Raw genomic sequence first — 12,552 nt, 5'->3', positions numbered from 1 at the left:
TTCCTAGGTTTTAATTATTTCGCTTAATTATCTTTAAACTGAATTTGTTTCAGTTTCTTTCTTTATTTTTTTGGTGCAATAAACATAGTCATACGTTTACCTTCCAATTGCGGCATTTGCTCTACTTTGCCAAATTCTTCAAGGTCTTGGGCTAATCTTAATAATAAAATTTGTCCTTGTTCCTTAAATACAATAGAACGTCCTTTAAAGAAAACAAATGCTTTAAGTTTAGCGCCTTCTTTTAAGAATTTTTCGGCATGTTTCTTTTTAAAATCATAATCATGATCATCGGTTTGAGGTCCAAATCGAATTTCTTTAATTACAACTTTTGTAGCCTTTGCTTTAATTACCTTATCACGTTTCTTTTGTTCGTAAAGAAACTTTTTATAGTCCATAACTTTACAAACAGGAGGATCCGCATTAGGTGAAATCTCTACTAGATCAAATCCTTGCTCGTCTGCTATTTTTAAAGCATCTCTGGTAGAATACACACCTATTTCAACATTTTCGCCTACTAAACGAACGTTGGGTGCACTAATCTTAGAGTTAATTCTATGTTTATCCTCTTGTGAAACCCTTTTGGCGGGTTGCGATTTTCTTCTAATTGCTATGGCTATATAATTTTAAGTTAAACTTATTTTTAAAACGATTTTAACGTTTTGCTTATTTCTGTTTTTATAATTTTTGAGAAGTCTTCAATAGAAATCATTCCTAAATCTTCTCCTCCATGCATACGCACAGTTATCTTGTTTTCCTTTTCTTCCTGTTCACCTATGATAATCATGAAAGGGTGTTTTTGCATTTCTGCTTCCCTAATTTTCTTACCAATGGTTTCATTCCTATGGTCTACAAGGGCGCGAATTTCGTCATTTTCTAGCAAATTTAAAACTTTTTCAGCGTATTTTTCATATTTCTCGCTAATTGACAGTATAATAGCCTGAGTTGGCATTAACCAAAGCGGGAAATTACCAGCAGTATGTTCTAGTAAAATGGCTATAAAACGTTCCATACTTCCAAATGGTGCGCGGTGTATCATTACGGGGCGGTGTAACTCGTTGTCACTACCTTTATAAGTTAAATCGAAACGTTCAGGTAAGTTGTAATCTACCTGAATGGTTCCCAATTGCCACTGTCTACCCAAAGCATCTTTCACCATAAAGTCTAACTTAGGGCCATAAAAAGCGGCTTCGCCAGTTTTTACGGTATAATTTAAACCTTTGTCTATGGTGGCGCTCATAATAGCTTTTTCGGCTTTCTCCCAATTTTCTAAGCTACCTATATATTTATCAGGATTATCAGGATCTCTCAACGATACTTGTGCAGTAAAGTTTTCAAAACCTAAAGAACCAAATACATAAAGTACCAGGTCTATTACGTTTTTAAATTCACCATCAAGTTGGTCTGGTGTACAAAATAAATGTGCGTCATCTTGAGTAAACCCTCTTACACGCGTTAATCCGTGCAATTCGCCACTTTGTTCATATCTATAAACAGTACCAAATTCAGCGTAACGCTTTGGTAAATCTTTATAACTCCATTGCGAATGATTGTAAATTTCACAGTGATGCGGACAGTTCATGGGTTTTAATAAAAACTCTTCACCTTCTTTTGGGGTGTGGATTGGCTGAAAACTATCAGCTCCATATTTAGCATAATGTCCAGAAGTTACATAAAGTTCCTTTTGTCCAATATGTGGTGTAACTACCATTTCGTAGCCCGCTTTTTTTTGTGCTACTTTCAAAAAGTTCTCCAAACGCTCACGTAAAGCAGCGCCTTTTGGCAACCATAAAGGAAGCCCTTGTCCCACTTTTGCCGAAAATGTAAACAACTCCAGTTCTTTCCCTAGTTTTCTATGGTCACGTTTTTTAGCTTCTTCAAGTAATTCTAAATATTCGGTAAGCTCTTTTTGTTTCGGGAACGAAATACCATAAACACGCGTTAGTTGCGGATTGTTTTCATTTCCTCTCCAATAAGCACCCGCAACACTCAATATTTTAGCAGCTTTTATAATACCAGTATTTGGTATGTGGCCCCCACGGCATAAATCGGTAAACGTAGCATGGTCACAAAAAGTAATGGTGCCATCTTCTAAGTTCTCAATCAATTCCGTTTTAAATTCGTTGCCTTTATATAAAGACAATGCTTCCGCTTTTGTAGCCGAACGCATTTTAAAATCATGTTTGCCACGGGCAATTTCCAACATTTTATCTTCAATAGCCTTAAAGTCTTTTTCAGAAATGCTATGTTCACCAAAATCTACATCATAATAAAACCCATTTTCAATTGCAGGTCCAATGGTTAGTTTGGCTCCAGGGTAAAGTTCCTCAATAGCCTGTGCCAATACGTGTGCAGATGAATGCCAAAAAGCAGTTTTTCCCTCATTATCGTTCCAAGTATATAAAACCAACGCCCCATCCGTGGTTAAAGGGGTCACAGTTTCAATAGTTGTATCATTAAATTTAGCCGAAATCACATTTCTAGCAAATCCTTCACTAATGTTCTTAGCAACATCCATAGGTGTAACGTTCGGTTCATACGATCGTACACTTCCATCAGGCAATGTTATATGTATCATTAAATAAAATTAAAATAAGTCGCAAAGATAATAGTATAAAAATAGACATACAATATTATGTTAGGGTATAATTTACTTATATACGGACAAAGTATGTTAATATGTGTTTTTGATAGCTTGATTAAACATTATAAAGAAGTATTTTTTTTTAGTTTGTTCAATTTTTGATAATTAGCCTTTTTTGTATTGAAATCCTTTGTTTTTTATATAATAAATTTTTATTTGAAAAATTAAATAAACGTATTATTAACGTTTAATATAAATTATTAAATTTTTTTTATCGTTTATTTCGAATATATGAGAATATCGTAAAAATTTATCAGATATATAAGTTTTGTATCAATAAAGTTATAATTAACTTAATTAGTATTATATCTTTGTTAAATATTAAACGTTAAAAATACGTTTAATAAATATAAACTAATTATTTTAATAATGAAATCACCACTTAAACAAATTAAACTAGAAACACGACAATTTTATCTAAAGTCAAAAAAAGTAAAATCAAATAGAGCTACGCGCTTGCAATTAGTGTGTTTATGTGTCTTGTTTTTAGGAATTAATAAAGTTAATGCGCAAGATGAAATTATGAAAGATGATTATAAAGCCTTTACTGCGGGAGCACATATAAAAAACATGCATTTATGGCATGGGTTTGTTGTGCATCCTGGAGCTATGATCGCTACTAACTTAGAGTTTAACTCTAGGGATAAAAAAATTACTTTGGGTGTATGGGGAGGTGCGAGTTTTACAACTGTTGATGTTGTGAACAAAAATACAGGAGAACCTACAGGCGCGCACTATCAAGAGTTTTCTATTTATACAAAATATCAATTTTCGGACAGGTTTTTTGTAGAAGCTGTTACTCATAATAACTACACTGGAGTTGAAGAGCGAGGCAATATTTTGCATTATTGGAGCTACGATAAAACACAGGGGTATAACTTTGTAGATGTCAACTTTGGGTACAACATTACACCAAATACACTTTTGTATTTAGCGACTATTATTAATGGTGGGTCTGGGGATTACGAAGTTCAAACCGATGGATCGTTAAAAAATTCATGGACACATTATTTTGAAGTTAGTAGTAAGGTCTGGAAAAAAGGAGATTCTAGTCTGTCTCTATTCGCCGGTGGTGCTTGGTCTTTTGTAACAGATAAAACATTTTATACAGAAGGAGCTGGAAACCTAATAAATGTAGGGGCAACCTTCAATAAAAATGTTAAATTAGGTAATTATGATTTACCTATCGGGGTAATGGCTATGTGGAATCCAGAAAAAGAGAAAACCGTACTTCAAGTAGATTTTACAATTTTTTAAAAACCAATAAACTAAATATATAAATTAAGATAATAAATAAAACTATTAATTATGAAAACAATAAATAAGAATTCCGTTTTGAAACAAGTCCTTAAGCCAATATTTGTTTTAGCATTGTTGTTTAACTTGTCAAGTTGTTTAGATCAAAGTGCGACTACAAAAACGGATGTAAATAGTGCAGAAGATTCCAGTGCAAAAATTGAAAGCGCTATAGACTTAACAGGAAAAAAAATAGGCTATGCATCACCTACATTAAACGCTCCTTACTATCAAGCGTTACTACAAAGTATACAGGCTACAACCGAAAAAAACGGTATGATATTTTTATCGGCTGATGGTCAAGACGATATCAATAAACAAGTAGCAGCAGTAGAGGATTTAATTACTAAAGGTGTTGATGCCTTGTTGTTGAACCCGAAGGATCCAGATGCTTTAGTAGGTGTTACTCGAGCGGCCAAAGCAGCGGGGATTCCAGTTTTTATTATTGATAGTTCTATTAATCCGTCAGCGGACTATGTAACAACTATTCAGTCTAATAATTTAGCAAATGGAGAATTGGCTGGCGAATGGCTTGTTAAAAAAATGGGAAATACTAAAATGAATATTGCTTTATTGAGTGGAAATGCAGGAAATCCTGTTGGAAGAACGCGTAAACAAGGTTTGTTGCAAGGTATTACTGAAGAGCAATTAAGAACCCAAGGAAACATTGATTTAAATGTTAAAACCCAAGCTTATACTGATTGGTCCTACGCAGGAGGTTTAAAAGCAATGGAGGATATTTTAGTAGCGCATCCAGATATTAATGTGGTTATTACAGAATCGGATGTTTGTGTATTAGGTGCTATTAAAGCTATTGCGCAAGCAGGTAAAACGGACGATATTTTAATTGTTGCTGGTGCGGATGGACAAAAAGAAGCTATTAAGTATATAATGGATACTGATTTTTACGGATGTACAGCTATGAATAGTCCTGTACAAATTGGTAAAAACGCCGTGGAGTATGCTATTCAATATATGAATGGAAAAAGAGACTTCAAGAAAACGTCATTTACTGCACCTTTATTAATTACAAAAGAAAACGCAGCTAAGTATTACGACCCTAAAGCTTTGTTTTAATCTTAAAATCCATTGATATGAAAACTTCAGAGAGTGAATATAGATTGGAAATGACTGGGATATCCAAAAGTTTCGGTGTGGTTTCTGTGCTTGAAAATGTAAACTTAAAAGTGAAGCCAGGCGAAATTCATGCTTTACTTGGTGAAAATGGAGCAGGAAAATCGACGTTGATTAAAATCCTTAGTGGTGTGCATCAAAAAGATAGCGGTAAGGTTGTTTTAAATGGGGAAGAAATTAATCCGAAAAACACACACGACGGACAGGTGCTGGGCATTAGTGTGGTGTATCAGGAATTATCTTTAGTGAATGATTTGTCAGTAGCCGAAAACATTTATTTACATAAACTCGGTGCTAGTAAATTTTGGATGAACTGGAAAGAATTAACTAAAGATGCTCAAGAATTAATTGATTCTTTAGGTTTTAAAATTGATGCTTCAGCAACCGTTAGGAGTTTAAGTATCGTGCAAAAACAAGTTGTTGAAATAGCTAAAGCGCTTTCTGAAGATACTAAAGTATTGGTTTTGGATGAGCCGACTACGGTTTTTGATCCAACTGATACTAAAAAGTTATTCGACAATCTTTTTAAGCTTAGAGATAAAGGGGTTTCTATTATTTATATCTCACATCATTTGGACGAAATTTTCAAGATAGCAGATTCTGTTACGGTGCTAAGAGATGGTGTGGACACAGGGAGTATGGCTATTGCAGACACGGATACCGATGGTGTAATACGTTTGATGATTGGTAGGGAGTTGAAAGATTTATATCCAACTCGTGATGTGCAAATAGGAGAAGTGCCTATTTTGGAAGTTAAAGACTTAACAGCAAAAGATACGTTGGTCCACGATGTTAATTTTTCAGTACGTCCTGGTGAAGTTTTAGGAATTGCAGGTTTAGGTGGGAGCGGAAGAACGGAAACTGCCAAACTTATTTTTGGAGCACATAAAAAGAAATCGGGTAGTTTAATTTTGAATGGTAAAGAAATAAAAACCAATACACCAGTATGTGCCGTTGGACATCAAATTGGTTTTGTTTCTGAAGACAGAAAAGAAGATGGTGTTTTTTTACCACTTTCCATAAGACGAAATATTAGTGTTACTAATTTTAAAGGTATAGCAGGAAAGCTAGGTTTTATCAATATAGATAATGAATATAAAAATGTTTTAGGTTTAATTGAAAAGTTAAACATTAAGGCACCAAGTTCAGAGGTCAATGTTAAAAACCTGAGTGGAGGAAATCAACAAAAAGTGGCTTTAGCTAAATGGTTGAGTATTGATAGTAAAGTTATTTTTATTGACGAGCCAACACGTGGCGTTGATGTTGGAGCAAAAATTGAAATTTACAACCTTATTAACGAGGTTGCTAAAAAAGGCGTTGGCGTTGTAGTTATCTCTTCCGATATGCCGGAAATCATGGGTATTTCAGATCGTATTTTGGTCATGCATGAAGGTACGGTTTACGGCGAATTAGCCAAAGCGCAATTCTCAGAAGAAAACATTTTACGCTATTCAATTGGCGAACAACTAAAACAAGCGGTCTAAACACTTTAATAAAAATCAAAATTATGGAATTAACAATCAAACAACAACTAAGTAGCCCGGGTGGTGTGCTTAAGTTTCTCGTAAAACATAATACAATATTTATTTTCATATTGCTGGTAATATTTTCAGCATTAATTTCGGATGTGTTTTTTACATCTGTTAATCTTTCAAATTTATTAAAACAAGTTTCTGGTATAGGTATTATTAGTATCGGAATGTTGCTTGTAATATTAACAGGGGGTATCGATTTATCGGTAGGGTCCATGGTTGCTTTATTGGCGGTAACTTTCGCTATATTGGTCAATGTGGTGGTTCTTCCAGCGGCAATTTTATTAACTATTATTATAGGTTTTGGACTGGGTAGTATTGCTGGGTATCTCGTGGCATTCCAGAAAATGGCACCGTTTGTAGCTACTTTGGCTTTAATGACTATCGCAAGAGGTTTAGGGTTTATTTATTCAAAAGGGTCTCCAATTACTTTTAAAACTCCAGGTGGGGAATTCATGTCTAATTTTGCGAACAACTCAACTTTAGGGGTTCCAAATATTGCTATCGTATTCTTTTTAATAGTCATTTTGGCCATGGTACTGTTGCGTTACAACGTGTTTGGTAGATTGATTATTGCTATAGGTAGTAATGAGGAAGCGTCTCGTTTATCCGGTATAAAAGTTAATAAATACAAGTTTTTAGTATATGCTATTTCTGGAGCTTTAGCGGCAACTGCGGCCATAATTGTAGCTTCAAGAACTAATTTAGGGTCTCCAAATATGGGGATGGCATGGGAACTTGACGCGATAGCCGCTGTAGTAATTGGCGGTGCAAGTTTAAATGGCGGAAAAGGAACGGCTATAAATACATTAATGGGGGTGCTTATTTTGGGTTTAATAGGAAATATTTTAAATCTGCTAAACGTGCCATCATATCCTCAACAAGTAGTTAAGGGGGCAATCATCATTTTTGCAGTACTACTTCAACGTTTCGAAAGTAAATAAAACAAAGAAAAAATGACAACTTATAAATTAAACAACTTAAACTTATCTAAGTTTGAGGAGCAAGCGGCTATTCCTAAATATAATAGGAGTAATATAAAGACAGGTATCGTGCATGTTGGTATTGGTGGATTTCACAGAGCGCATGAAGCTTTTTATACCGATCAACTACTGCATGATGAAACAGTAACGGATTGGGGGATTTGTGGTGTAGCATTATTGGATTTTGATATCAAGATTTATAATACTTTAAAAGAACAAAACGGACTTTACACTTTGGTGGTAAAAGAATTAGACGGTTCGCTTTCAAAACGTATTATTGGCTCTATTGTTGAGTGTTTATATGCGCCTGAAAATCCGTCAGCGGTTATAGAAAAAATGGCAAGCCCAGAGGTTAAAATTATAACGCTAACAATAACGGAAGGCGGTTACAACTATAATGAAGCTACAGGGGAGTTTGATTTTGATAATCCGTTAATTCAGCATGATTTAGAAAATCCGAAAGCGCCAAAAACCATTTTTGGATATTTAACCCAAGCATTAAAACTTAGAAAAGAAAATGGGTTGAAAGGTTTGACTGTTCAGTCTTGCGATAATATTCAAGGAAATGGGGATATGACTAAAAAAATGCTTTTGAGTTATATTGAAAAAGCAGAACCAGAATTAGTACCATGGATGGAGGCAAATGTTTCTTTTCCAAATGCTATGGTCGATAGGATTACACCGGCAACAAGTCAAGCTGATATTTTAAATTTAATTGAAACAACAGGAATTGATGATGCGTGGCCTGTGGTTTGTGAACCCTTTAAACAATGGATTATAGAAGATGATTTTATATCGGGAAGACCAGCTTGGGAAAAAGTAGGGGTTCAGTTTGTAGAAGATGTCGTGCCGTTTGAAAAAATGAAACTTCAACTATTAAATGCTGGGCATTCTGTTTTAGGAATTTTAGGTGCTTTAATGGGGTATGATACCATTGATGAAGCAGCTAACAATAACGATGTGAATAGATTTCTTCGGGATTACATGAGGCAAGAAGTGGCTCCTATTTTAAGTGATTTAAATGGTGTGGATTTAGAGGCCTACGAAGCATCATTATTAGAACGTTTTGGAAATATTTATATAAAAGACCAGATTGACAGGATTTGTTCAGAGAGTTCAGCTAAATTTCCAATTTTTGTTTTGCCAACTGTAAATGCCCAGCTTAAACAAGAAGGACATTTTGAACACGCAGCTTTTGTGGTTGCGGCTTGGGCAATTTATAGTTTGGGGGTTGATGAAACCGGTAAAGCTTTGTTGGTTAAGGATGCTATGAAATCGACTTTAAAAGAAAAAGCAATAGCTTCAAAAAATAATCCGGTTGCCTTTTTGGAAATTGAGGCGATTTTTGGAGCACTAAAAGATTCGCAATCTTTTGTAGATTCTTATGTTACGGCCTATCACAATATTACTAAATATGGTGTTGAAAAATGTATTTTAAATATTAATGGAAACATATTAAACCACATTTAAAATGGCAAATATCACATGTTTTGGAGAAGTTCTATGGGATGTTTTTCCAACCCATAAAAAAATTGGAGGTGCACCTTTAAATGTTGCAGCAAGATTACAGGGTTTTGGCAATGCTGTTTCCATGGTTAGTAGGATTGGAGAAGATAAAAGAGGAAATAGAATTTTGGATTTTTTTAAATCGAAAGGCGTAAACACTGATGGCATACAAATAGATAAAAACTATAAAACAGGAAAAGTAAAAGTGATGCTGAATGATAAGGGTTCGGCGTCCTACGACATTATGTTTCCTAGGGCTTGGGATAAAATAGAACTTACTGATGCGACTCGTTCCATTGTTGAAGAATCTGATGCTTTTGTTTTTGGTAGTTTGGTTGCAAGAGATGACATGTCCCGAGACACGCTTTATGAGCTATTAAAATTAGCAAAATATAAAATTTTCGATATTAATTTAAGGCCGCCTTATTATTCTTCAGATGTTCTTAATTATTTAATGAATCAGGCTAATTTTATTAAGTTTAACGATGATGAGATTTTTGAAATAAGCGGTATGTTCGATTCTAAATCACCATCATTAGAGCAAACCATTCAAATTATAGCTGAACAAACAAATACAAAAACAATCTGTGTTACTAAAGGTAAGCATGGGGCTGTATTGTTTGTGGATGGTAAATTTTATTACAATAGCGGTTATCATATAAATGTAATTGATACTGTTGGTGCGGGCGATTCTTTTTTGGCATCATTAATTAGTAAGTTGTTGAATAGTGATAATCCCCAAGAATCTATTAATTATGCATGTGCAGTTGGGGCTATAGTGGCAAGTAGGGAAGGAGCGAACCCTGAAATTAAAGAAGAAGAGATAAATAAAATGATAAACGCCTAAGCGTTTTTATTATTAATAGCGATTAAAAGCTTTATGAAATTACTCATAAAGCTTTTCTTGTTTTGCTTAAGGTGCCTTAAATTGTATTCTTGTTGAATGCCGTAATGCTTTCTGATATACTATGCGTTCTTAGGTGGTTCAAATGTTTTAAATAGGTTTCGGTAAAAAAGGTGTTCGTGTTTAAGTCGTTAAAAACCGTTTCAATATCTAGGAATTTTAAAGGGTTTTGATGTGATAGTGCGGCCATTCTGATTAGTGTATTACTAATAGAGTCTACAATTTTATAAGTGTTCCCGTGGTCGTCAATGCCATCATTGTATTTGCACCACGCTGCAATTATAAAGGCAGCGCCTTTAATTTTTTGTTCATTTTGTAATTGGTCTGTAATGATAGGAAGTATAAAAATAGGAATCTTCGCAGAGCTTTCTTGGCAAATACGCGATAGTCTATCATTTATATGAGGGTTTTGAAATCTCGACACAAGCATTTTTTTATAGTTACTAACATGAGTAGCATTTGATTCGTTAAGAGTTGGGTGTACTTCTTCGTCCATAAAAGATTTTAGAAAAGTCATAAGATTGTCATCAATTGCGGCTTCATAAACAGTTTTATGGCCAGACATGGTGCCGAGTATACCTAAAATGGTGTGACTGGCATTAAGCAACCGTAGTTTCATTTTTTCAAAGGGTTCAATGTTTTGTGTAAATTGCACGCCTACCTTTTCCCATGATGGTTTTTTATGAAGAAATTTATCTTCAATTATCCATTGTGCAAAAGGTTCACAGACCACAGGCCATTGGTCTTCTATAAAAAAATCTTGTTTTAAGGTTTCAATATCATTAAAATCTGTTATGGTTGTAATTCGGTCAACCATTGTATTTGGGAAGGTTGTGTTTTTAGAAATCCAGTTTAAGAGTTCGGGTTCGGTTTTGCTAACATATTCCAATAATGCTTTTTTTATTGTATCTCCATTAGATTTAATGTTATCGCAAGAAAGAATTGTGCAACCAGGTAGGTTTCTTAGTTTTCTTAATTTAAATGCTTGGGTTAAATATCCAAAAACAGTTTTAGGGTTAAATGGATTTTTGATTTCTTCATCCAATATTGGTTGATTCAAATCAAGCGCACCAGTAATTTCGTTTAAATGATATCCGTCTTCTGCAATGGTAAGTGAAATAATTTCAATGTCAGGACTTGTCATTTTTTCTATTACTGCCAACGGGTTTTCGGGGCCAAAAAAATATTCAACAATAGAGCCAATTATTTTTGCCTTATGTGCGCCGTTTGGTTCTTTCGTATATAAGGTGTAAAGACCATCTTGGTCTTTTAGGATATTATATATTTTTCGGTCAGAATCCAACAAATCAACACCACAAATACCATAATTAAGTTCATTGAACTTCTCCATCAATTCGTGAATGTAATATGCTTGGTGAGATCTATGGAAATTACTTACGCCAATATGCAAAATACTGGTTTTTATTTTGTCTCTTTCAAACGAGGGTTTTAAAACAGTTTCAGGTAATAGTTTTAAATTTTCCATGTTAAGCTGAAAAGACTTCATCATAATAACTATTAATTAAGCGTTCAATATTGGTTTATAAAATCTAGATTTAAAATTGGGTGTTCATTAAGATGGGGCTGTTATTGAAAAACACGAACATCATTTAAAAACAGGATTAATTATAAATTTAATATTTAGAGATTGTTTAAGTTTGTAAAAGCGTAAATTTAACGTTTTAATTTATATGGATTTTAGAAAAATTGACAATTTATCAGTAGACTGTGTGGTTTTAAAACTAGAAGAGAATGGGCTTAATGTTTTATTAAGAAAACGCACCTTAAATTTATATAACGAAAATCTACCAATGGTCGATGATTGGGTCTTGCCAGGGCATTATGTACTTAAAAGTAATAATCTAGGCGAAACGGCTAATAGAGTTTTTAAAGAACTAACCGGCGAAAATCATTTAAATAGAAACCAATTCAGAACTTATGGCAACGCAGCTAGAATTAAATCAGATAAAGATTTACTCTGGATACGAAGCCGAGGCGCAAAAGTAAGAACCATAACGGTAGCCTATTATTTAATAATAGCATCTAATAAAGATTTGTTGAAAATGGATGATTCCATAAAATGGTTTAATCTAAAATCTTTACCGCAATTAGGCTTCGATCACCATCAAATTATCAACGATGCCTACGATGATGTAAAAAGCAAAATCATCACAGATCCGCTAATATTCGATTTTGTGCCAATCAAATTCACCCTAAATGAACTTCAGCTAGCTTTCGAGTCAATATTAGATGTAGAATTAGACAATAGAAATTTCAGAAAAAAGGTTTCCGGCAAGCCCTATATAGTGCCGCTAGACGAAAAACAAAAAGGACTTTCAAAAAAACCCTCACGTTTATATATGTTTAGTAGAGACGTTTACAGCCAAGTAGTAGAAACCGATTATATTATCAATAAATAATTTACCCTCCCCCCCCCATACTATATATTAGGAGTAACTGAAACCATCCCTAATATAGTAGCCACTGAATTCGCATTTAGCTTTCTTTTTATAATTTTTGGGCGTTTCCCTGTGGGGTCTGGCTATCCGTTTCAAT

10 protein-coding genes are annotated in these 12,552 nt (G+C 34.1%); 7 read left to right on the top strand and 3 right to left on the bottom strand.

The window, feature by feature from the left end; translation table 11 throughout:
- Nucleotides 1-62: 62 nt before the first annotated feature.
- Both infC and thrS read right to left on the bottom strand, forming a co-directional pair.
- Nucleotides 63-611: a translation initiation factor IF-3 gene (infC, locus tag VP395_RS13640; protein WP_379884360.1), complete on the bottom strand. Its 549-nt coding sequence runs from the start codon at nt 609-611 to the stop codon at nt 63-65.
- Nucleotides 612-640: 29 nt separating this feature from the next.
- A complete protein-coding gene (gene thrS / locus VP395_RS13635; protein WP_346242575.1) occupies nt 641-2,575 on the bottom strand; it encodes a threonine--tRNA ligase in 1,935 nt (644 codons plus the stop codon).
- 435 nt (nt 2,576-3,010) lie between these two features.
- Here thrS and VP395_RS13630 point away from each other — a divergent pair, with 435 nt between their 5' ends.
- The 6 genes from VP395_RS13630 to VP395_RS13605 are packed head-to-tail and all read left to right on the top strand — an operon-like array spanning nt 3,011 to nt 9,939.
- Nucleotides 3,011-3,898, top strand: coding sequence for a hypothetical protein (locus tag VP395_RS13630; RefSeq protein ID WP_346242574.1), 888 nt, complete (start codon nt 3,011-3,013; stop codon nt 3,896-3,898).
- Nucleotides 3,899-3,949: 51 nt separating this feature from the next.
- Nucleotides 3,950-5,014, top strand: a complete 1,065-nt coding sequence (locus VP395_RS13625) for a substrate-binding domain-containing protein (RefSeq protein ID WP_346242573.1) — start codon at nt 3,950-3,952, stop codon at nt 5,012-5,014.
- Between the two features lie 17 nt (nt 5,015-5,031).
- Entirely contained in the window at nt 5,032-6,555 is a 1,524-nt protein-coding gene (locus VP395_RS13620; RefSeq protein WP_346242572.1) for a sugar ABC transporter ATP-binding protein, read from the top strand.
- 23 nt (nt 6,556-6,578) lie between these two features.
- Nucleotides 6,579-7,547 carry an ABC transporter permease gene (locus VP395_RS13615; protein WP_346242571.1) on the top strand — a complete coding sequence of 323 codons (969 nt, stop codon included), beginning with the start codon at nt 6,579-6,581 and terminating at the stop codon, nt 7,545-7,547.
- Between the two features lie 12 nt (nt 7,548-7,559).
- Complete coding sequence (locus tag VP395_RS13610) at nt 7,560-9,056, top strand: mannitol dehydrogenase family protein (RefSeq protein ID WP_346242570.1); 1,497 nt, start codon at nt 7,560-7,562, stop codon at nt 9,054-9,056.
- A 1-nt stretch (nt 9,057) separates the two neighbouring features.
- Entirely contained in the window at nt 9,058-9,939 is an 882-nt protein-coding gene (locus tag VP395_RS13605) for a carbohydrate kinase family protein (protein WP_346242569.1), read from the top strand.
- Between the two features lie 76 nt (nt 9,940-10,015).
- Here the strand turns inward: VP395_RS13605 and VP395_RS13600 are convergent, their stop codons facing one another.
- Nucleotides 10,016-11,506, bottom strand: a complete 1,491-nt coding sequence (locus VP395_RS13600; RefSeq protein ID WP_346242568.1) for a mannitol dehydrogenase family protein — start codon at nt 11,504-11,506, stop codon at nt 10,016-10,018.
- Nucleotides 11,507-11,687: 181 nt separating this feature from the next.
- Here VP395_RS13600 and VP395_RS13595 point away from each other — a divergent pair, with 181 nt between their 5' ends.
- The gene (locus tag VP395_RS13595) at nt 11,688-12,416 is read left to right on the top strand and encodes an NUDIX hydrolase (RefSeq protein ID WP_346242567.1); all 729 of its coding nucleotides are present in this window, start codon (nt 11,688-11,690) and stop codon (nt 12,414-12,416) included.
- The last annotated feature ends 136 nt before the right edge of the window (nt 12,417-12,552 follow it).

It is taken from the genome of Mariniflexile soesokkakense, assembly GCF_039650365.1.
GTDB classification, from domain to species: domain Bacteria; phylum Bacteroidota; class Bacteroidia; order Flavobacteriales; family Flavobacteriaceae; genus Mariniflexile; species Mariniflexile soesokkakense.
This window is presented reverse-complemented; position numbering and strand designations above follow the sequence as displayed.